Origin of the sequence: Paracoccus nototheniae (genome assembly GCF_004335005.1) — a bacterium.
GTDB lineage: Bacteria > Pseudomonadota > Alphaproteobacteria > Rhodobacterales > Rhodobacteraceae > Paracoccus > Paracoccus nototheniae.
In genome coordinates, this window is the sequence record NZ_RQRT01000040.1 from 17045 (window position 1) to 38930 (window position 21886).

Here is a 21886-nt window from a genome sequence, read left to right on the forward strand (position 1 = left end):
AGCGCCGTTCTATGCCCGCAAGGACTGGTCGTCACAGGGACCGGCGCGCGCGGGGGCATGGGGTGGATCACGGTCACACACGGATGATGTCGGTCGATTACCTGCGGGTCATTCTGGCCGGATTCGTCGTTCTGGCCCATTCCGGTCTGGCCCGCGAAACGCTGCGCGAGACCGGGCAGGCGGGCCTGTGGGGGCTGGCTGCGGGCAACAGCATCCTGCGCGTGGCGGTGCCGGTCTTTACGCTGATCGCGGGGTATTTTCTGGCATCGGCACTGCGCCGGGGGCGGCTGTCGGATTGGGTGGGGCATCTGCTGATGCTCTATGCGATCTGGTCGGCGATCTATCTGCTGTTCCTGTGGCCCTATTACGCGAACCGGCCCGTCTCGCTGACCGCGACCGAGCTGGTGCTGGGCTTCATGCATCTGTGGTTCCTGCAGGGGCTGGCGGTGTCGGGTGTCATTCTGGCCGGGGCGATCAGGCTGGGCCGGGGGGCGGTGATCGGATCGGCCATCCTGCTGGGGCTGCTGGGGCTGGGCCTGCAATATGCCAAAATGAGCGGGCTGTCCGACATGCCGGTCGAACATTATCGCAACGGGCCGGTCTATCTTTATCCCTATCTGGCGATGGGCTGGCTGATCGCCTGCCGTCCGCCGCATCTGTCGTTGGCCGCCCTGTGGGCCATGGTGGCTGCGGGGCTGGCCCTGACGCTGGCCGAAAACATCTGGTGGCTGCACAGGATCGGAGAGGATCCCCTGCTGGAGATCCCGCTTGGCCATCTGGCTCTGTGCCCGGCGCTGCTGCTGCTGGTGATGCGCCTGCCCGCGCCCGCGACCGCGCTGCCTTTGGGGCGGGCGGCGGCGGGGATCTATGTGCTGCATGTGATCGTGCTGCAGGGCCTGCCCCGGATCGGGCTGCCCGACCCGGGGCTTGGCGCTGTGCTGGGGTTTGTGCTGCCGTTTCTGCTGGTCTGGGCAGTCAGCACAGCCGGGGGCCGCCATCGCTGGCTGGCCCGGCTGTTCTAGTCCACCGGTTTCGCGGCGCCGATTTCGGGCGCGGGGCCTAGACGATCGGGTATTCGTCCAGAAATCCGCGCGGGATCAGCACATGCTGCGGCCCGACATTGTTCAGATCGCGTTCGCCGCACAGCGCCATGCTGGTGTCCAGCTCCTTGCGGATGATCTCCAGCGCGCGGGTCACGCCCGCCTCGCCCATCGCGCCCAGACCGTGCAGCCAGGCCCGCCCGATCCAGGTGCCATGCGCGCCAAGCGCCAGCGCCTTCAGCACGTCCTGACCGGACCGGATGCCGCCATCCATATGCACCTCGACCCTGTCGCCCACGGCGCGCACGATATGCGGCAGCATCCGGATCGAGGACAGCGCCCCGTCCAGCTGGCGCCCGCCATGATTGCTGACCACGATCGCATCGGCGCCGAAATCGGCCGCGATCCGCGCATCCTCGGGGTCCAGGATGCCTTTCAGGATCAGCTTGCCGCCCCACATGTCGCGGATCGCGGCGATCTTGTCCCAGTCCAGCCGTTCGTCGAACTGCTCGGCGGTCCAGCTCATCAGGCTGCTGGTGTCGCCGACGCCCTTGGCATGGCCGACGATATTGCCGAAGAACCGCCGTTTCGTGCGCAGCATCCCCATGCCCCACCGCCAGCGGGTCGCCAGATCCAGCATGGTCGGCAGGGTCATCTTGGGTGGCGCGGACAGCCCGTTCTTCAGATCCTTGTGCCGCTGGCCCAGGATCTGCAGATCCAGCGTCAGGACCAGCGCGCTGCACTTGGCGGCCTTGGCGCGATCGATGATGGCGGCCAGAAACTCCTGATCCTTCATCACATACAGCTGGAACATGAAGGGCGCGGTGGTATGGGCCGCCACATCCTCGATCGAACAGATGGACATGGTGGACAGACAGAAGGGCACGCCGAATTTCTCGGCGGCGCGGGCGGCGTGAATTTCGCCATCCGCATGCTGCATGCCGGTCAGGCCCACGGGGGCCAGTGCCACGGGCATGGTGACCGGCATTTCCGCCATCTGGCGCGACAAGCTGCGGTCGGACATGTCCACGGCCACCTTCTGGCGCAGCTTCAGTCTGGTGAAATCGGTGCAGTTGTCGCGAAAGGTCTGTTCGGTATAGCTGCCCGATTCCGCATAGTCGTAAAACATCTTCGGCGTGCGGGCGCGATGCATCCGCTTGAGATCGTCGATACTGGTGATGACGGGCATGGCGCGCACCTTTTGCAAACTGGTCAGAAACTCTTACCAGCGCCCCGCATGTCTGGCAATCACCCGCCCGCGCGGCGGCGCAGATCGTCGCCGACCACCGGGCCGCTCAGCGCGCGGGCCCGCGCCCGCAGCGCCTCGGCCCGCGACAGCGTGGCGGCCTCGACCGGACCCGCATCGGTGCGGACGGCGCCCACATGGGCGGGCAGGGCCGGTTCGGCCAGAATTTGGTCGGTGGGCATCAGGGCGGGGTAATCCGAATCCGCCCCCTCGCTGCAGGCGGCCAGCATCAGCATCAGGATCAGGGCGGCAGGGGCATGTCTCATGACGCCCATGATTACGCCGCCCCGCGTTCCACGGCAACGCCCTCCCTGCCAGGGCGACGGGCCCATGCCACAGCAAAACCCCGCCTTGTCCCGCGCGCCCGCAGCGCGTTAGACAGGATGCATGGCCCGCACCACAGGTTCCCGCGCAACGATCACCGGCCCGCTGATCCGTGACAAGGCCCGCTGCCTGTTCGCGCGGCAGGGTTATGCTGCGGTGTCGATGCGCCAGATCGCGGCGGCGGTGGGGGTGCAGGTGGGCACGCTCTATGCCTATCTGCCCGACAAGCAGGCGCTGCTGGCCGACCTTCTGGAAAGCCATATGCAGGATCTGCTGGCCGCATGGTCCGACGATCCGCAGGCCGACCCGCTGGCGCGTCTGGAACGGTTCGTGCGCTTTCACATCGATTTCAGCATTGATCATGCCGATGCGGTGTTTCTGTCCTATATGGAACTGCGCAATCTGACCCCCGACAATTTCGCCCGCATCGCCGCCCTGCGCGGGCGCTACGAATCAGCGCTGGAATCGATTCTGCGCGACGGCATCGCCAGCGGCACCATGCGGCCCGAGGATCCCAAGCTGACCACTCTGGCGCTGATCGCCATGCTGACCGGCGTCACCAACTGGTACCGCGAGGGCGGGCGCCTGGACCGCGCCCGCATCGCCCAGATCTATTGGGGTCTGGCGCGCGGTGCCGTCGGCGCGGCCTGAACCCTTTCTTCTTCACTCAAATATCCAAATCCCGCGCTTGCCGCCCCGCGCCGCATCCCGGATAATCGCGCCCATGGCCCTGCCCCCCGGTTTCCTTGACGAGATTCGCAACCGCGTTCCGATCAGTCGCGTGATCGGGAAGAAGGTGACATGGGATCTGCGCAAGTCCAATCAGGCGCGCGGCGACTGGTGGGCGCCTTGCCCCTTCCATCAGGAAAAATCCGCCAGTTTTCACTGTGATGACCAAAAGGGCTATTACTATTGCTTTGGCTGTCAGGCCAAGGGCGACGCGATCGGCTTTCTGCGTGACCATGACGGGATGGAATTCATGGATGCCGTCAAGCTGCTGGCGGCCGAGGCCGGGCTGACCATGCCCGAACCCGACCCCCGCGCTCGCGAAAAGACCGACCGCCGCACAAGGCTGCTGGAGGTGACCGAGGCCGCCTGCCGCTGGTTCCGCCTGCAGCTGCAGACCGGGGCCGCCGCAGCCGCGCGCGATTACCTGACCCGGCGCGGACTGGACGACGCCGCGCTGGAGCGGTTCGAGATCGGCTTTGCCCCCGATGCCCGCACCGCCCTGACCGCCGCCCTGCGCGACAAGGGCTTTGCCGAGGATCAGATCGTCGATGCCGGCATGTCCGCCCGGCCCGAAGGCGGCGGCGCGGCCTATGACCGGTTCCGGGGCCGGATCATCTTTCCGATCCGCGACGGGCAGAACCGCTGCATCGGTTTCGGGGGCCGCTCGATGGACCCCGAGGCGCGGGCCAAATACCTCAACAGCCCCGAAACCCCGCTGTTCGACAAGGGGCGCAATCTCTACAACCTCGGGCCCGCGCGCAGTGCCGTGGCCAAGGGCGCGCGGCTGATCGTGGCCGAGGGGTATATGGATGTGATCGCGCTGGCCCGCGCGGGCTTCGATGGCGCCGTTGCCCCTCTGGGCACCGCGATCACCGAAGAACAGCTGCGCCTGATGTGGCGCGTCTCGCCGGAACCGGTGATCGCGCTGGATGGCGATGCGGCGGGCCAGCGCGCCGCCCAACGGCTGATCGATCTGGCGCTGCCCCTGACCGGGCCGGGGCAGGCGCTGCGCTTTGTCATCCTGCCCGCCGGGCAGGATCCCGACGATCTGATCAAGGCCGCAGGCCCCGGCGCGATGCAGGCGCTGCTGGATCAGGCCCGCCCGATGCTGGATCTGCTGTGGTCGCGCGAAACCGTGGGGCAGGTCTTTGACAGCCCCGAACGCCGCGCAGCCCTTGATCGCCGTCTGGCCGAAGCGGTGGCCCGCATCCCCGACGAATTGACGCGCAACCACTACACGCAAGAGATCCGCCGCATGCAATGGGCGCATTTCGGCCCGGCGCGACAGCGCGCGGGCGGGCAGGGCGGCGCGCAGGGGCGCAACCAAACCCGCAATCAGAACCGGCGCCCCGGTCAGGGGCCGGGCAATCGCGCTGCGGTGCCCTTCATTCCGCCCAACATGCCCGAACAGGGCAAGGATCTGCTGGAAGGCGCGGTCCTGTTGATCTGCGCGCTGCGCCCCACGGTGATCGCGCAGGCCGAATCGCGGCTGGAACGCCTGCTGCCGTTGGACCCCGACCGCGCGGCCCTGCTGCATGATCTGCTGACGCAGGGCGACAGCCCCGCCGGGCGGCGCGGCCTTGAAACCCTGCGCTGCGACGCCCATCTGGGCCTGACACCCGCCATCATCGAACGGAAGGATGACGAAAGTGCCGCTGTCATGCTGTTCGATCTGCTGGACAAGCTGGAGGTGGCGCGCGCCACCAGCCACGAACTGCCCCGCGCCGAATCCGAAATTCAGGGCGAGGCCGATGAAGGCCTGACCTGGCGCATCAGCCAGATCGCCCGCGCCCGCCACCGCGCCGAAAACCCCGAGATGGAGACATCGGGCGACATGAACGAGGATCGCGACGCGATGGCCGCCCAACTGTCGGATTGGTTGTCGGGTCAGATCTGGCGCAAGCCGCCCCGGCGCTGAGGGCGAGAATCGGGCAGGGCCAAGGGGCTTGCGAATCATCACTGCGCCCGGCCTTTGATTCGGCCGGAAAGCGCGCTAGAACCGTCATAATTTGCAGGCGATTCGCATCATCGGCGAATCACTTGCCCCAAGACCGCCTGCGAACAAGACCGCCTCGAGAAGGAACCCTGGATGGCCGCCAAGGACGACGAGCACGACAAGACCGACAAGGACGACAATGCCCACACGCTGGACATGAGCCAGGCGGCGGTCAAGAAGATGATCGCCGAGGCGCGCGAGCGGGGCTATATCACCTATGATCAGCTGAACGCCGTCCTGCCGCCCGAGCAGGTCAGCAGCGAGCAGATCGAAGACGTGATGTCGATGCTGTCCGAGATGGGCATCAATGTCATCGAAGATGACGACGCCGCCGAAGAGGCCGAGGGCGGCGCGCTGGTCGCGACCTCTGCCGGATCGCGGGAACTGGCCGTCTCGACCGCCGAAACCGAAAAGCTGGACCGCACCGACGACCCCGTCCGCATGTATCTGCGCGAGATGGGTTCGGTCGAGCTGCTGTCGCGCGAGGGCGAGATCGCCATCGCCAAGCGGATCGAGGCCGGTCGCAACACGATGATCGCGGGCCTGTGCGAAAGCCCGCTGACCTTCAAGGCCATCACGCTGTGGCGCGAAGAACTGCTGGACGAAGAGATCCTGCTGCGCGACGTGATCGATCTGGAAACGACCTTCGGTCAGGCCATGGACGGCGAAGAGGCCGAAGAGGTCGAGCTGACCGTCGAGGGCGAGACCGACACCACCGCCACCAAGCGCGAAGAACTGGACGCCGATGGCAATCCCCTGCGCGTCGAGGATGACGAGGACGAGGACGAGGGGGCCAACCTGTCGCTGGCCGCGATGGAGGCCAGCCTCAAGCCCAAGGTTCTGGAAACGCTGGAAGCGATCGCCAACAATTACGAACGTCTGGCCGACATGCAGGACCAGCGCATGTCCGCCACGCTGAACGAGGACAATACGTTCTCGGCCATCGCCGAAACCGACTATCAGGTTCTGCGGTCTGAAATCGTCGTTCTGGTGAACTCTCTGCACCTCAACAGCGGCCGGATCGAGGCGCTGGTCGATCAGCTTTACGGCATCAACCGCCGGATCGTCACCATCGACAGTGGCATGGTCAAGCTGGCCGACGCGGCTCGCATCAACCGTCGCGAATTTATCGACGCCTATCGCGGGTCGGAACTGGACCCGACCTGGGTGGACCGCATGGCGGCGCAGGCCGGTCGCGGCTGGCAGGCGCTGTTCGACCGCTCGCGCGAGCCGGTGGAAAAGCTGCGGGCCGACATGGCCGAGGTCGGCCAGTATGTCGGCGTCGATATCGAGGAATTCCGCCGCATCGTGTCTCAGGTCCAGCGCGGCGAGAAAGAGGCGCGTCAGGCCAAAAAGGAAATGGTCGAGGCAAACCTGCGTCTGGTCATCTCGATCGCCAAGAAATACACGAACCGGGGCCTGCAATTCCTGGATCTGATTCAGGAAGGCAATATCGGCCTGATGAAGGCTGTCGACAAGTTCGAGTATCGTCGCGGCTACAAGTTCTCGACCTATGCGACCTGGTGGATCCGTCAGGCGATCACGCGCAGCATCGCGGATCAGGCCCGCACGATCCGCATCCCGGTCCACATGATCGAGACGATCAACAAGCTGGTCCGCACCGGTCGCCAGATGCTGCACGAGATCGGTCGAGAGCCGACCCCGGAAGAGCTGGCCGAAAAGCTGCAGATGCCGCTGGAAAAGGTCCGCAAGGTGATGAAGATCGCCAAGGAGCCGATCAGCCTTGAAACCCCCATCGGGGACGAGGAAGACAGCCAGCTTGGCGATTTCATCGAGGACAAGAACGCGGTCCTGCCTTTGGACAGTGCGATTCAGGAAAACCTCAAGGAAACCACGACGCGGGTTCTGGCCAGCCTGACCCCGCGCGAAGAACGGGTTTTGCGGATGCGGTTCGGCATCGGCATGAACACCGATCACACGCTGGAAGAGGTCGGCCAGCAGTTCAGCGTCACCCGCGAACGTATCCGCCAGATCGAGGCCAAGGCGCTGCGCAAGCTGAAGCACCCGTCCCGCTCGCGCAAGCTGCGATCGTTCCTTGACCAGTGACAGCACTCTGACCGCCGGGCTGGCCCCGGCGGACAGGCTGGCTTTGGACGATGGGCTGGACCCGATCAAGGGGCTGGGGTTCTTTCTGTATCGCAGCACCGCCCGACCGGGGCTTGACCATGACGACATGCAGAACATCCTGCGTGTCGCGCGCAGCCGCAATCAGGCTTTGGGTCTGACCGGCTGCCTGCACCACGAAGATGGTCTTTTCTTTCAATGGCTTGAGGGCCCGGTGGACGGGCTGCGGCAAGTCCGGGCGTCGCTGCTGGCCGACAGGCGGCATCTGGATTTCGACCTGCTGGATCAGGGCGCCCTGTCGCATCGACGCTTTCAGGACTGGCGGATGCGGTTTTCGGACCGCGACCGGGCCTCGCTGATGGATTGGTTCGCGCGGTCCGACAGCTCGACCGTGCGCCGGGGCGATTATGCGGGCGGCGTCGGGGCTTTTCTGATGTCGGTCAAGGTCTGACGCCTCGGCCCTTGCGATTTTGGCACGAACGGTGAACACTGCCCCGGAAGACAAGGGCAAGGCGCAGCATGCAGCAATTCGGAACGGATCTGGGGACATGGCTGTCGGACGCGGCGGTGCTGCGCTGGCTGCTGGGCGGGGCGCTGGCCTTAGCCGTGATCCTGTGGCTGCGCCTGCGCCGCGCCGTGACGGGGCTGGCGGCCGTGCAGGCCGCAGGTCAGGCACAGGCGCTGGATCTGACCCGCAGCGCCGCCCGGATCGAGGCGGCCGAGGCGCGCCTGTCCGATCTGACCGAGGATCGCGACGGGCTGACTGACGCACTGCATCAGTCCCGCCACCAGCTGGCCCAGCTGGAAACGCGGCTGGCCGAGGCGCGGTTGCGCGCCGAAAAGGATGCCGAGGCCAGCGCGCGGGAAATCGCCACCTTGCGCGAATTGCGTGCCGAGATGACCCAACAGTTCAAACTGCTCTCGGCCGAGACTCTGCGCGCCCAGCAGGAGGATCTGCAGCGCAGTCAGAATGACCAGCTGTCGGCACTGCTGACGCCGTTCCGCGATCAGGTCCACCGGTTTCAGACCGAATTGCAGACCCGCAACAAGCTGCAGGATCAGGACAGCGCGCGGCTGCATGAACAGATCCTGTCCCTGCACAACCGCAGCGAACAGATCAGCCGAGAGGCCGTGAACCTGACCCGCGCGCTGAAGGGCGACAAGCAGCGGCAGGGTGCCTGGGGCGAGATGGTGCTGGAACGGATTCTGGAGGATTCGGGTCTGTTGTCGGACACGCATTATCAGCTGCAGGCCAGCTGGCGCGATGATGACGGCAAGCTGTGGCGGCCCGATGTCGTGGTGAAGATGCCGCGCGGCAAGGTGATGGTGATCGACAGCAAGGTCTCGTTGAACGATTACGAACAATCGGTGACGCTGGAGAGTGCGGATGCGGCGGCAGCGGCGTTGAAGCGCCATGTCGCGGCGATCCGGGCGCATATCGCCACGCTGTCGGCCAAGGGCTATCAGCGGATGGACGATAATTCGGTCGATTATGTGCTGATGTTCATCCCGATCGAGGGGGCGTTTTCGGATGCGCTGCGGGCTGATCCGGGGTTGGCGGCCTTTGCGATGGAACGCCGGGTGGGTCTGACCACGCCCACCACGCTGATGCTGACGCTGCGCACGGTCGAACATATCTGGGCGGTCGAGCGGCGCGACAGCAACGCTCTGGAAATCGCGCGGCGGGCGGGGCAGCTTTATGACAAGGTCGCCGGTCTGGTCGAGGCGATGGAAGCCGTGGGCCGCGCGCTGGATCAGGCCAACCGCGCGCATGGTCAGGCGCTGGACCGGCTGACGCGGGGCCCGGGCAATGTAATCCGGCAGGTCGAGATGCTGCGCGCCCTGGGCGCCCGCAGCAGCAAGGAGATCGGGTTGGACCATGACCGCACCGATGCGCCCGACGCCCTGCAAACCCCCGAGGCCGCCGAATGATCCATCACCTGACCATCGCCACCCATGGCCCCGCCTGTCACGAGATCACCGCCGATCTGTCCCGCTGGCTGAAGGGCGCGGGCGACGGTGTGCTGACCCTGATGATCCGCCACAGCTCGGCCTCGCTGCTCATTCAGGAAAATGCCGACCCCGAGGTGCAGGCCGATCTGCTGGCATGGCTGGACCGGATGGCGCCGCCTGCCGACCACCCCTCGATGGGCTGGATCACCCATCGATACGAGGGGCCGGACGACATGCCCGCGCATCTCAAGGCCGCGATGCTGCCCACGACCCTGCAGATCCCGGTTGAAGGGGGCAGGATGCTGCTGGGCCGCTGGCAGGGCATCTATGTCGTGGAACATCGCCAAAGCCCGCATCAGCGGCAGGTGGCGGCGATGTTCCAGCCCGCATGAACCGTCCCGCGTGCCCAAATCTTTGATTAGCGGCGGAAATTCTGCCCTCCAACGCGGCATTCGGGCCACAGGTCGGCAGGGGCCTATCTTGTGTTCTGTGGATAACGCTACCCAAGCCCTGCCTGACTGCCTATAGTTGCGGGGGATCGGCCCAGCACAGGGACAACGGAATGCGCTGCCCGTTTTGCGGAAATCTGGATACTCAGGTCAAGGACTCGCGCCCGGCCGAAGACAATGTGGCGATCCGGCGCCGCCGCTTCTGCCCGTCATGCAGCGGGCGGTTCACCACCTATGAGCGGGTGCAGCTGCGCGATCTGGTCGTCGTCAAGACCAATGGCAAGCGCGAGGATTTCGACCGCGACAAGATGGCCCGGTCGATCCGCATCGCCATGCAGAAACGCCCGGTCGAGCCCGAGCGGATCGAACAGATGATCAGCGGCATCGTCCGCCGTCTGGAAAGCACCGGCGAAACCGACATCCCGTCCAAGGCCATCGGCGAGATCGTGATGGAGGCTTTGTCGCGCATCGACAATGTCGGCTATGTCCGCTTTGCCAGCGTCTACAAGAATTTTCAGGATGCGGATGATTTCGACAAGTTCGTGTCCGAACTGCGCCCCGGCGCCGCCCGGGATTGACCCCTGATCTGACAGAGGATGCCATCCACATGGCCCATGCCCTGCGCCTTGCGCGGCGGGGTCTGGGCAATGTCTGGCCCAATCCGGCGGTCGGCTGCGTGCTGATCCGCGACGGGCGCGTGGTCGGGCGCGGCTGGACCCAGCCCGGCGGGCGGCCCCATGCCGAACGCATGGCGCTGGACGCGGCAGGCCCGCTGGCTGCGGCCGCCACCGCCTATGTCACGCTGGAACCCTGCGCGCACCATGGCCGCACGCCGCCCTGCGCGGCGGGGCTGGTGGGGGCCGGGGTGGCGCGCGTCGTCACCGCGCTGACCGACCCCGACCCGCGCGTGGCCGGGCGCGGCCATGCCATGCTGCGCGCGGCGGGCATTCCGCTGACCGAAGGGCTGATGGCGGCCGAGGCCGCCGAATTGCAGGCGGGCTTTCTGTCGCGCATCACCCAAGGCCGCCCTTTTGTCACGCTGAAGCTGGCCAGCAGTCTGGACGGGCGCATCGCCATGGCTAGCGGGGAAAGCCGCTGGATCACCGGGCCCGCGGCGCGCGCCCATGTCCATGCCCTGCGCGCCCAGCATGATGCGATCATGGTGGGCGGGGCCACCGCGCGGGCCGATCTGCCACAGCTGAACGTGCGCGGCATCCGCACGCCGCAACAGCCGGTGCGGATCGTCGTCTCGGCCCAGACCTTGCCGCCTCTGGCAGCGCAGGATGACGACCACGGGCCGCTGTGGCGGGTCGAGGGCACGCCTGCGCAGATCATGTCCGATCTGGCACTGCGCGGCATCACGCGCGTCTTTTGCGAAGGCGGTGGGCAGTTGGCGGCCAGTCTGCTGGGCGCCGGGCTGGTCGATCAGCTGGTCGGCTATACCGCCGGTCTGGCGCTTGGGGCCGATGCCCGGCCCTTTCTGGGACCGACCGGCTGGACCCGTCTGGCCGAGGCGCCGCGCTTTGCGCTGGCCGAGACGCGGCCCATCGGTCCGGATCTGTTCCACCGCTGGCGCCGGGTCTGAGCCGCGCCTAGCGCCGCCAGATCCAGGCATGACCGGCCAGCGCACCCTGCGCCTTGGCCAGCAGGCGCAGGGCGGGAGGGTGGCTGACCTGATCCGCCGCCAGCCGGTGCAGCGCGATCTCGACCGGGCAGGGCAGGCCGGTGAGCGGGTCGCGATAGCGCGGATAGGCGATCAGGCAGGCATGGACCAGCGCCGCCAGATCGGGCCGGGCCTGCCTGCGGGTGGGGATCGGACCCAGATCGCGCGTAAGCCCCCAGCCCGCATAGAAGGGCGCCCCCAGAACGGTCACGGGCCTGTCACGCAGCAGCGCCTCGAACCCCAGGGTCGAGGTGATGGTCCAGACCTCGTCCACCGCCTCGATCAGGGCCACGGGATCGGCCTTGCGGGCAACGTGATCGGCCAAGGCGGCCAGCGCCTCGGGGGCGATCAGGCCGGGCCGCAGACCGGCCTCGACATCGGGATGGGGTTTGAAGATCAGACAGGCGTCGGGGTTTTCGACCCGGACCCGTTCCAGCAAAGCCAGATTGGTGCGCTCGGCCCCCGCGCCCTTGCGGATCGAGGCGTCATCCTCGACCTGTCCGGGCACCAGAATGCGCCGCCGCCCGTCACGGGGCGGCAGGTCGATGCCGCCGCCCAGATTGTATTTGCTGAGCCGCGCGGCAATCAGCGCCGCGATCAGTTGCTGCGCCCGGTCGCGCCCCCCCGGCGGCGGGCCAAGCGCCATCAGCTGCTCCAGCCGTGACGGCTCGGTCGAATCGAAATAGATGCCAAGATCGTCGGCCACCACCGACAAAGGCGGGGTCAGCGCCGCCCCCAGACCGCGCGATCGCAGAAACCCGTCCTCGACCCGGATCGCTTGGGGGACCGCCGCGACGCTGCCCGCCCATGCCAGCGTGACGGCGGGACCGGGCGTCTTGGCAAAGCGCAGGGGCTGCGCGTCGCCGAATTCGCGCGACAGAAAGCGGCGTTTCCACAAGCGCATGCCATAGGCCAGATGGCCGTCGCGGTCCTGACGAAAGGCGCGCGTCTCGGCCTCGATCTGGTCAAGCGCGCCTTCGAAATCGGTCAGCCGGTCGCGGCAGGGATCATACCAGACCGGCCCGCGCAGATGGCTGGCGGCAAACAGCGCCTCTCGCGGGGCATCGCCCCGACGACCGGGGGGCAGGGGCATCTCGTCCACGGAAAGGCCCCAGCCCGCATAGAAGGGCTGGCCGAACAGGCGTGGACGGTGGCCCGCCAGCAGCGCCTCGTATCCCAGCTGAGAGCTGATCGCATAGACCGCATCCGCCTCGGCCACTAGCCGCCAGGGCGAGACGGGGACGTCGCAGATCTCGTCGCCGGGGCGCAGATCCTCGGCCCCCAGATGGCCGGGGCGCAGGCCTGCGGCGGTTTCGGGATGGCTGCGGATCACGATGCGGGCGCCGGGATGTTCGTCGCGCGCGGCCTGCAGCATGGTCAGAAACCGCGCCCGCCCGGCACCTTGCAGCGAGGCATCGCCCCGTGTCTGGTCGATGATCAGCACATAGCCGGGCCGGGGCGGGTCAAGCGCCGGGTCGTGGTGGTTGTATTTCGACAGATCGGCGGCGCGCAGCCGCGCCAGCAGACGCACCGCGCGTTCGGTCATCCCCGGCTGCAGCGGCTGGCCGATCAGCCGTTCCAGCCTTGAGGGGCGGGCGGGGTCGAAATGCAGCCCATCGGGATCGATCAGCAGACCCAAGGGGCCGCGCGCCGCCAGCCGACCCTTGGCGCGTCCCGGCAGGACGGATCGGACAAAGGCGTCCTCGACGGTGATGATGGGGCAATTGCGGCGGTGCGCGACGGACCGGCCGCGCCATGCGGTGGGGCTGGCGCCCCAGATCCCCACCGGCTGACCGGCGCGGGGCAAGGCCAGAACCGGCGGGTGGCCCGCCAGCGTCAGGATCCGGGCGATGCGGGGCCGGGTCAGAAATCCGAGATTGAAAACACAAAGCCGCCGGGATGTCCCGGCGGCTGAGAGGTCGTCTTGACCCATGCGGCGATTACCGGCCGATGCTGGACAGGCTGTCGGCGGTCGCGGCGCTGCCGGTCACGGCACCCAGGGTCTTCTGCCACTGGACGTACGGCGCCTCGGTCACATAGACGGTGTCGCCGTCGCGGATCACGAAGTCGCGGGCCAGAAACAGCCCGTTCGGGCGCGTCAGGTCCAGCACATAGGCAAAGCGCTGCGTGCCCACGACCGGCTTGCCCAGCACCCGCGAGGCCACCGATTCGGGTTCGTCGCGCAGAACGAAGACGCCGGTCGGGTCGGCCAGCGCGCTGGTCAGACCGCCGACCATCGCGATGGCCTCGGCGGCGTTGATGACCTCGTTGCCCAGGGGAACGCGGGTCTGGCCGCCAAGCGCGCCAAGGGCGGTAAAGGTCCGCTGATCTTCCTCGACCACGATCAGGTCGCCGGGACGCAGGGCGATGTCGTTGTTCGGGCTGCCGTAAAGGTCGGACAGCCAGATGCGGCCACTGTCATTGCCGCGCTTGACGGTGACGACGGCGACCTCGGGTTCGATGGCGACGCCACCGGCACGGGCCAGCATGGCCGACAGCGACCGGGTCGGACGCTCGATCGGATAGACGCCCTGCGCGCCGACGCGGCCCACGACCGACACGGTCGCGCCGTCGCCCGCCACGCGCTGCACCGTCACCTGCGGATCGGGGGTCTGCGCGCTGAGCCGGGTGGTGATTTCCTGACGCAGCTGGTCGGGGGTGTTGCCCGCCGCCCGCACGCGCCCGGCATAGGGCACAAAGATGAACCCGTCGCTGTCCACCTGAATTTCGGTCAGGGTGGTCGAGCTGGCACCAAGCGAGGTCAGCAGACCGTCATCGACGTTTTCCCAGATCGACAGGCCCAGCACGTCGCCGGCCCGGATCTCGTCCGCGCCGACCTGACCGGCCGCGCGGAAGCTGTTGGAAAAGCCATAGGCCGCCGCAAAGGCCGAGGCGCGGGTCACGTGATCGTTCACATAGATGACCTGCGTATTGCCGCCCCGTTCGACGGCCCCTTCGAAGATCTCGTTCTTGTTCGGACCCGACCGCGGCAGCCCGCAGGCAGCCAGCAGGGTCAGGGATGCGATCATGAACAGCCTCAGGGGGGCTGCCGACCGAATGGAAAATGTCACCTCGATACTCCTGTTATCTGGCTCCGGCGTTAAAGGCCGGTTTTGGCGCAGTCTAGCTTTGTCTGCAGGGACAGGCCATAAATTGTTGGAACGTACTGTTCAATTGTCTTGATCGGCAAGTTGCTGGCGCGGCAGGATCGGTCCCGAAGCCAGCGCATCATAGGGATCATGGGGCGACAGCAGCATGTCGGCCACCAGCCTCAGGGCATGGGCGCGCGACCGGCTGGCATAGAATCCCCCGGGAATCTGGCTGGTTTGCAGCAAATAGTCGCGAAACACCCGATAGGCCTGCGGGTCCGGCGCCTCGGGCGATTTCAGGAAATCGTCCAGTGACTGTTCGGACACCAGCCCCGGTTTTTCATAGACGGCGCGGCCAAGCGTCTTGACGGGGATCCCGCGCCACAATGCCTGCTGGGCGGCGGTCGAATTCACGGTCACAACGGCGCGGGCATGCGACAAAATCTCGGCCAGTTTGCCGCCGCGGATGTAATGCACACGGTCGCGGATGCCATGTTCGGTGGCCGAGGCATGGATGGCGGCGCGGTTGCCCGCGCGCCCGTCCTCCAGCGGATGGGCCTTGAAGACCAGATGATGATGGCGCGGCGCCGCGCGGGCAAAGCTGGCGACGACCTGAGCGATGAACTGTTCGTTTTTGGTGAACGGCGAATGGCCCAGGAAATTCGAGTCATGTTCCAGCTGCATCGGCACCAGGGTATAGGGCCAGCCCGACAGCCGCAGGCGCCGCCATTGCACCGCCCGCCCCACATTATACGCGGGCGCCAGCAGAAAGCGGCGCAGGTTCAGCCGGAATTCCTGCATGACCGGGATCGCCCGATGCCCGGCATAGGCGCGATAGCGGCGGTTCGCGATCAGGATCAGGAAATGGTAAAAGGCGCCATAGAACTTGTGCTGGCGCATGTCGCCCCAATGGGCGGGCGGGCGGCGCACCTCGCTGATCTGTTCGCGCAGGGCGGCGCGCATCTGGGCCAGCGGAATGCGCAGCAGCACCGAATTGCCGTTCGAGCCCTGCCGTTCATAGCTGATCCAGTAGGGGCGCAGATAGCCTTCCTCGAACACATGGATGCGCAGGCCCCGTTCGGTCGCCAGACGGCGGGCGGTGGCGTGGATGGCGCGAACATCGCCGTAAAGCACGATGTCGGTGACGCCCTTGTCGTCAAGGATCCGCGCCAGATGGTCGGGCCAGTCCTGCACGTTCCCCTCGTGCCGGATGAAACTGGACGTGTCGGACCAGAAGAATTCGTCGCCCGCGTTGAAGCCGCAGCGCCAGACCGAGGCCCCCGCCGCGCGCAGCAGCCGGGCCAGCCGGTCGAAGAACGGCCCATGCGGGCCCTGCAGCATCAGAAACACATGCCGGTCGCCATGCGGCCTGCCATTCGCAGGTTTGCCATCCGTGGGTCTGGCATCCGCAGGTCTGGCATCCGGCCCCGCGTCGCCTTGGGCCAGCGCGGGCGGTTTGACATGCAGAGAGGGCGGGCCTTGGTGGATCATGGGCATCTTGTGCGACAGGCGGGCCGGAAGGGGCGCGCTATGGTCCATCACATGCCATGTCTGAACCCGTGGTTCCAGAAATTTGTGAGACAGGGTTAAGGGTCTGACAAGGGCTTGGTGCTTGAACGGGCAGGGCCGATGGCCTAGGTCAATTTCAACGGCAAGGATGGAACGGGCATGTTTACGGGTATCATCACGGATATCGGCGCGGTGCGCGCGGTCGAGATGCGGGGCGACATGCGCGCGCGCATCGCCTGCGCCTATGACATGGCGGGTGTGGACATGGGCGCGTCGATCGCCTGTGACGGGGTCTGCCTGACGGTCGTGGCCAAAGGGCCGGACTGGTTCGATGTCGATATCTCGGCCGAGACGCTGTCCAAGACCAGCATCGGCGCCGAGGGCTGGCCGGTCGGCAAGCGGCTGAACCTGGAACGCGCGCTGCGTGTGGGTGACGAACTGGGCGGCCATATCGTCAGCGGCCATGTCGATGGCGTGGCGCGTATCGTGAACGCCTCGCGCGATGGCGACAGCCTGCGGCTGGTCTTCGAGGCGCCCGCAGCTTTGGCGCGCTTCGTGGCGCCCAAGGGCTCGGTCGCGCTGAACGGCACCTCGCTGACCGTGAACGAGGTTCACGGCAACCGCTTTGGCATCAACCTGATCCCGCATACCCAAGCGGTCACCACATGGGGCGACGCCGCCGAGGGCGATGTCGTCAATCTGGAGATCGACACGCTGGCCCGCTATGTCGCGCGGCTGGCCGAGGCGGGTGCGGCCTGATCATGGGCGCAGGCATCGGTCACAATCGCGGCCCGTCGCTGGAAGGCACCAGCTGGCGCCGCCATTGCTGGGGCCATGCCCGCCGACAGCTGCTGCCGGTCCTGCCGATCGAGGTGGTGCGCCTGCGGGTCCGCCGCGCACAGGCCTTGGGTCTGGAATACAAGACCTATGCCGGGCTGCGCGCCACGACCGGGCGCGATCTGATCGCCTTTCTGTTTTCGTCGAACGCGCTTGGGGTCTTTCGGGACGGTCAGGCCCTGGCGCCCGAGCGGGCGCAGCGGCTGGCCGATCTGGCCGCCGAACGGCATCTGGGCGCAGGACCGGGGCTGGATGCCGACGCTTTGGCCGCGCGGATCGCGGCACGGTCTGCCCTGCCGCTGCCGGACCTGACGATGTCATGGTCGGGGATGCGCGACCGCATGAAGGGCTGGCTGGCCGCGCAGGGCCTGCCCGGCGACGCCGTTCTGATGATCGGCGAGACCGACCACGAACGAGAGATCATGGCCGCTGCCGGTCTGGCGGGCTTCGTCACGGGCCAACGCTATTTCGGCCCGCGCAATTTCCAAGGACAAAACCATGCAGTTTGAAGAACCCGGCCCGGTGGAACGCGATCTGTCGCAGGCGATTTCCCCCATCGAAGAGATCATCGAAGAAGCCCGCAACGGGCGCATGTATATTCTGGTCGATCACGAGGACCGCGAGAACGAGGGCGATCTGTGCATTCCCGCGCAGATGGCCACGCCGGATGCGGTGAATTTCATGGCGACCCACGGGCGCGGGCTGATCTGCCTGTCTCTGACGGCGGCGCGGATCGAGACGCTTGGCCTGACGCTGATGAGCCCCAAGAACTCCAGCCGCCACGAGACCGCCTTCACCATGTCCATCGAGGCGCGCGAGGGCGTGACGACCGGCATCAGCGCCCATGACCGCGCCCGCACGATCAGCGTCGCCATCGATCCGACGACCGCGGCCACCGATATCGCGACGCCGGGCCATATCTTTCCGCTGCGCGCCCGGGATGGCGGCGTTCTGGTGCGCGCGGGCCATACCGAGGCGGCGGTCGACATCTCTCGTCTGGCCGGGCTGAACCCCTCGGGCGTGATCTGCGAGATCATGAACGATGATGGCAGCATGGCACGCCTGCCCGATCTGGTGGATTTCGCACAGCGCCACGGGCTGAAGATCGGCACGATCAGCGATCTGATCCGCTATCGCCGCCGCTATGACAATCTGATCGCGGAACGGGCGCAGCGCCCGGTGCAGTCGGTTCATGGCGGCGACTGGATGATGCGGGTCTTTGCCGATGAGACGCAGGGCACCGAACATATCGTGCTGACCAAGGGCGATCTGACCGCCGACGGGCCGGTGATGGTGCGCATGCACGCGCTGGACCCCCTGCATGACGTGCTGGGGATCGGGCGGCAGGATGCGGGCAGTCTGCCTGCCGCCATGCAGGCCATCGCGGATCAAGGCCGGGGCGTCGTGGTGCTGATCCGCGATCTGGACCATGCCATCGCCGCACCGGGCGAGGTCGGCCCCCATACGCTGCGTCAATACGGGCTGGGGGCGCAGATCCTGTCGGCGCTTGGCCTGTCCGAACTGATCCTGCTGACCAATTCCGCGCCCGTGAAGGTGGTGGGTCTTGACGCCTACGGGCTTTCGATCCATTCCACCCGGCCTATTCCCAAGGACTGAGAGATGGCCTCGAACACGCAACATCACGAACTGGCGCTGCCGCGTCTGGATGCCCCGGTGCGCCTGCTGGCGGTCGTGGCCCCTTACTATAAGGACGTCACCGACGCGATGCTGGCCGGCGCGCGCGCCACGGCCGATGCCGCCGGAGCCAGTCTGGATCTGGTCGAAGTGCCCGGCGCGCTGGAAATCCCGACCGCTGTCGGGATGGCCTTCCGCAGCGGACGCTATGACGGGTTCGTGGCGATTGGCTGCGTGATCCGGGGCGAGACGACGCATTACGACACGGTCTGCAATGACAGCTCTCGCGCATTGACGCTGCTGGGGTTGCAGGGCGTCTGTCTGGGCAATGGCATCCTGACGGTCGAAAATCCGGGTCAGGCGCAGGTCCGCGCTGATCCGGCTGGCCAGAACAAGGGGGGCGGCGCTGCGGCGGCGGCCCTGCATCTGATCGCATTGGCCCGGCACTTGTCCGCTGGCCGCAAGGACGCCGCGCCCGATCATGACGTGATCCGTCTGGCCGGCGCATTGGAAGGGCAGGGCAGGGCATGAGCGATACCGATCAGGACAAGCGCCCCGACCGCCGCACGCTGAGTGCCGCGGCCCGGATGTATGCCGTTCAGGCGCTGTTCCAGATGGAGGCGGCGGGCCAGTCCGCCGACCGCGTCACCCGCGAATTCCGCGATTTCCGCATCGACTTCGAGGATCGCGACGGCCCCACCGCCGAGGCGGACGAGGCTTTGTTCGCCCGCATCGTCGATGATGTGGTCATGTGGCAGTCGCGGATCGATCAGGCAACCGACCGGGGGCTGGTGGCCAAATGGCCCATCGACCGCATCGATCCGGTTCTGCGCGCGGTCTTTCGCGCCGCCGGGGCCGAACTGGTGACCGAACGCGCGCCTGCCAAGGTCGTCATCACCGAATATGTCCGCCTGACGCAGGCTTTCTTTCCCGATGGCCGCGAAGCGCGCTTCGTGAACGCCGTTCTGGACCATATGGCCCGCGATCTGCGCCCCGATTCTCTGCCCTGATCCTGTGACAGGCGGCTTGTTGGGCAAGGCCCGGACCTTTGGTCCGGGCCTTTTCGCTGTCCTCGTCCGGTCCTGTCCCGTCCGCAGGCTGTTCCACAGCACAAGACCGTGTCGTTCCCGCCTGATTGTCGTGGCATCTGTGCAACAACTTTCAGGCTGATCCATCCGGTTTTTTCTGCCCAAATTCTGAACAGTCACGCCTTTGTTTCAGACAATGCCTTCGCTTTTTGCGGCACATAACCCATGCAGGATGTGCAAAAAGGACGCATAATCCTTGGCTTGGGTCATGACGGATTTGGTTGCATCAAGTTTGATTTCAGGCCGTTTTCGGCGAGTGCCCGCGCATTCTTGTCAAGGGCGGGGGCCCGTCACATTTCTGCGATGACACCAAGAAATGCGGTGCTCTTTGAAGCGCCGGGGGGGTGCGCTAATTGATGTCCCAGCAGAGATGCTCTGGTGCCCGCTACGGGGTCAGGACAATCCTACTCAGCTTTATGAGGACGAACACATGAAAAAAGTTACGCTGCTGACCAGCACCGCCGCGATCCTGGCCGCCCTGTCGGTTCCCGCATTCGCGCAATCCGAAATCTCGACCGGCGCAGACGCCTCGGGCATCTCGGCTATCGATGACCGCATCACCGACATCGAAGACGATGTGACCGACCGCTTTGACCGCGACAACGATGCCGACCGCTTTGGTCCGGCCGACCGTCGTCAGGGCCTGTTCGGCACCATGTCGCTGAGCTACACCGGTCGCACCGGCAACACCGAGAACCAGGATCTGGCGATCGGCGGCCGTATCAACTACAACCAAGGCGTCTTTGCACAAAGCGTCGGCCTGTCGATTGAATTCGGCGAGGACGACAACGGCAACAAAGACCAAGAAGATATCAACGCGATCTATGACGCGCAGTATTACTTCAACGACCAGTTCTATGCATTCGCTCTGGGCCGTGTCAGCCAGAACGGTCTGGTCGACGGCGTCCGGAACAATGACGACCAGTCGGACGAAGACTTTGCTGCCGAGTTCGATAACTTCCGCACCGACGCGTTCTTGGGCTTCGGTCCTGGTTACCGCATCCTGAACACTGAAGAGACCACCTGGCGCGTTCAGGCTGGTGTCGGCGTCCGCTACACCAAGACCGGTGCGCAGGAACTGGGTTCGAACTTTGACGGTACCCCGGCAGATTCGTCGAACACCGACGTCGGTTATATCGCGTCCTCGCGTCTGTACCACCGCTTCAACGATGTGGTCTTTATCACGAACGACACCGACTATCTGGGTTCGGATGACTCGGCCGACGTGATCACCAACGAGTTCGGCGTGAACTTCCGCGTCTCCGAGCAGCTGGCGACCCGTGTGAGCTACACGACCGAGTACCAGGAAGAACGTGCGATCCGCACCGACAACACCGTCGGTCTGGCCGTGGTCTACGGTTTCTGATCCGACCCCTCTTGGATCAGTCTCTCTGGAAGGGCGGCCCTCGGGCCGCCCTTCTTGCGTTCGGAGTACAGGCTTGGCGGAGCATAGGCGTGGCGGAGCATAGGCGTGGCGGTGCATGGCCGCAGGGGCCGTGCAGGGACAGCCAAAGGGCATCACGCAGCCCTCAGGGGCCTGTGACGGCCTCTGTGACCGCACTTGCCCGGGTGTAAGTGCCTATAGGGGGAAGGTGGCGGGAACCGCAGCAACCGCGACGGCGACAGATTTCCCGAAAGCCTGATATATCAGGTGGGTACCGGGTAACGTGACCAGGGCCACGACAGAGCCAGCGCCCTCGGAAAACTTATAGGCCAGTGGAAAAATGGCCGTACGCGCGAAGAGCAGAAGCCCGCCACCGACAAATCTAGGGCCGCACGCCGTGCATATCAAGCCACTGCGCGCATGACAGCGTCCGGGATTCGGAAGGGCAGGGGATATGACGGGTCCGATTCGCGGCGGAAAGCCAATCACCGCATTGATCGGAATCGTAATTCCCATTTAAATTCAGTGCCTTGTAATAAAATCTGCCAAGCGGTGTCATTTTGCTGTTGCAGGCATTCCGAACTGACCCTAAACACCGCTTCACCGAAGGCGGGAACGCGGACGGGGCGGGGAAGACGGGGTTGCGACCTTGGACGATCTGGAGACATTCTGGGACTGGATGACCTGATGGGGCGCCACGATTGTAGCGCTTGATCGGTGATTTTTGTTCCTCTGCTTTTTGACATTGATGGATATCTGAAGAGATATGCGGGCGGTTCGGTCGTCATACGATCGAGAGACTTGCATATCGGCCTGGTAGCGAAAGCGATGATCCAGGTGTCAGCTTCACTGTTTGTCG

20 protein-coding genes are annotated in these 21886 nt (G+C 65.9%); 15 read left to right on the forward strand and 5 right to left on the reverse strand.

Annotated features, from left to right (window positions below; translation table 11 throughout):
• Positions 1-62: 62 nt before the first annotated feature.
• Complete coding sequence (locus EG885_RS14195) at positions 63-1022, forward strand: acyltransferase family protein (protein WP_131575711.1); 960 nt, start codon at positions 63-65, stop codon at positions 1020-1022.
• 37 nt (positions 1023-1059) lie between these two features.
• Here EG885_RS14195 and EG885_RS14200 read toward each other — a convergent pair whose 3' ends face one another.
• Together EG885_RS14200 and EG885_RS14205 are read right to left on the reverse strand one after the other, a co-directional pair.
• A complete protein-coding gene (locus EG885_RS14200; protein WP_131575713.1) occupies positions 1060-2229 on the reverse strand; it encodes an alpha-hydroxy acid oxidase in 1170 nt (389 codons plus the stop codon).
• Positions 2230-2288: 59 nt separating this feature from the next.
• Positions 2289-2561: a hypothetical protein gene (locus tag EG885_RS14205; protein WP_131575716.1), complete on the reverse strand. Its 273-nt coding sequence runs from the start codon at positions 2559-2561 to the stop codon at positions 2289-2291.
• 112 nt (positions 2562-2673) lie between these two features.
• On the opposite strand from EG885_RS14205, the gene EG885_RS14210 reads away from it, so the two are divergent.
• From EG885_RS14210 to ribD, 8 genes are all read left to right on the forward strand, one after another.
• Positions 2674-3261, forward strand: coding sequence for a TetR/AcrR family transcriptional regulator (locus tag EG885_RS14210; RefSeq protein WP_131575718.1), 588 nt, complete (start codon positions 2674-2676; stop codon positions 3259-3261).
• Positions 3262-3334: 73 nt separating this feature from the next.
• Complete coding sequence (gene dnaG, locus EG885_RS14215) at positions 3335-5257, forward strand: DNA primase (protein WP_131575720.1); 1923 nt, start codon at positions 3335-3337, stop codon at positions 5255-5257.
• A 171-nt stretch (positions 5258-5428) separates the two neighbouring features.
• Positions 5429-7402, forward strand: a complete 1974-nt coding sequence (gene rpoD / locus EG885_RS14220; protein ID WP_131575722.1) for an RNA polymerase sigma factor RpoD — start codon at positions 5429-5431, stop codon at positions 7400-7402.
• A complete protein-coding gene (locus tag EG885_RS14225) occupies positions 7392-7871 on the forward strand; it encodes a BLUF domain-containing protein (RefSeq protein ID WP_131575724.1) in 480 nt (159 codons plus the stop codon). Before rpoD ends, EG885_RS14225 begins: the two co-directional genes overlap by 11 nt.
• A 68-nt stretch (positions 7872-7939) precedes the next feature.
• Positions 7940-9352, forward strand: coding sequence for a DNA recombination protein RmuC (locus tag EG885_RS14230; RefSeq protein WP_131575726.1), 1413 nt, complete (start codon positions 7940-7942; stop codon positions 9350-9352).
• A complete protein-coding gene (locus EG885_RS14235) occupies positions 9349-9765 on the forward strand; it encodes a secondary thiamine-phosphate synthase enzyme YjbQ (protein ID WP_131575729.1) in 417 nt (138 codons plus the stop codon). Before EG885_RS14230 ends, EG885_RS14235 begins: the two co-directional genes overlap by 4 nt.
• Positions 9766-9935: 170 nt before the next feature.
• Positions 9936-10400: a transcriptional regulator NrdR gene (gene nrdR, locus EG885_RS14240; RefSeq protein WP_131575731.1), complete on the forward strand. Its 465-nt coding sequence runs from the start codon at positions 9936-9938 to the stop codon at positions 10398-10400.
• Positions 10401-10429: 29 nt separating this feature from the next.
• Complete coding sequence (ribD, locus tag EG885_RS14245) at positions 10430-11407, forward strand: bifunctional diaminohydroxyphosphoribosylaminopyrimidine deaminase/5-amino-6-(5-phosphoribosylamino)uracil reductase RibD (protein WP_131575733.1); 978 nt, start codon at positions 10430-10432, stop codon at positions 11405-11407.
• A gap of 7 nt (positions 11408-11414) precedes the next feature.
• Here ribD and EG885_RS14250 read toward each other — a convergent pair whose 3' ends face one another.
• From EG885_RS14250 to EG885_RS14260, 3 genes are all read right to left on the reverse strand, one after another.
• Positions 11415-13418, reverse strand: coding sequence for a capsular polysaccharide biosynthesis protein (locus EG885_RS14250; RefSeq protein ID WP_131575735.1), 2004 nt, complete (start codon positions 13416-13418; stop codon positions 11415-11417).
• A gap of 7 nt (positions 13419-13425) precedes the next feature.
• Positions 13426-14514 carry a polysaccharide biosynthesis/export family protein gene (locus EG885_RS14255; protein WP_207392284.1) on the reverse strand — a complete coding sequence of 363 codons (1089 nt, stop codon included), beginning with the start codon at positions 14512-14514 and terminating at the stop codon, positions 13426-13428.
• A 141-nt stretch (positions 14515-14655) separates the two neighbouring features.
• Positions 14656-16113 (reverse strand): capsule biosynthesis protein, encoded by a 1458-nt coding sequence (locus EG885_RS14260; protein WP_341352764.1) that lies wholly within the window; start codon positions 16111-16113, stop codon positions 14656-14658.
• Positions 16114-16242: 129 nt separating this feature from the next.
• Here EG885_RS14260 and EG885_RS14265 point away from each other — a divergent pair, with 129 nt between their 5' ends.
• The 6 genes from EG885_RS14265 to EG885_RS14290 all read left to right on the forward strand — a co-directional run bounded on the left by EG885_RS14265 (position 16243) and on the right by EG885_RS14290 (position 21009).
• The gene (locus tag EG885_RS14265) at positions 16243-16842 is read left to right on the forward strand and encodes a riboflavin synthase (protein WP_131575737.1); all 600 of its coding nucleotides are present in this window, start codon (positions 16243-16245) and stop codon (positions 16840-16842) included.
• Positions 16843-16844: 2 nt separating this feature from the next.
• Positions 16845-17429, forward strand: a complete 585-nt coding sequence (locus tag EG885_RS14270; RefSeq protein WP_131575739.1) for a hypothetical protein — start codon at positions 16845-16847, stop codon at positions 17427-17429.
• Positions 17419-18537, forward strand: coding sequence for a 3,4-dihydroxy-2-butanone-4-phosphate synthase (gene ribB, locus EG885_RS14275; RefSeq protein WP_131575741.1), 1119 nt, complete (start codon positions 17419-17421; stop codon positions 18535-18537). The genes EG885_RS14270 and ribB overlap by 11 nt, the downstream gene beginning before the upstream one ends.
• Positions 18538-18540: 3 nt before the next feature.
• Positions 18541-19086, forward strand: a complete 546-nt coding sequence (locus EG885_RS14280; protein ID WP_131575743.1) for a 6,7-dimethyl-8-ribityllumazine synthase — start codon at positions 18541-18543, stop codon at positions 19084-19086.
• The gene (gene nusB / locus EG885_RS14285) at positions 19083-19565 is read left to right on the forward strand and encodes a transcription antitermination factor NusB (protein ID WP_131575745.1); all 483 of its coding nucleotides are present in this window, start codon (positions 19083-19085) and stop codon (positions 19563-19565) included. Before EG885_RS14280 ends, nusB begins: the two co-directional genes overlap by 4 nt.
• A gap of 508 nt (positions 19566-20073) precedes the next feature.
• Positions 20074-21009 carry a DUF481 domain-containing protein gene (locus EG885_RS14290; RefSeq protein WP_131575747.1) on the forward strand — a complete coding sequence of 312 codons (936 nt, stop codon included), beginning with the start codon at positions 20074-20076 and terminating at the stop codon, positions 21007-21009.
• Positions 21010-21886: the final 877 nt, after the last annotated feature.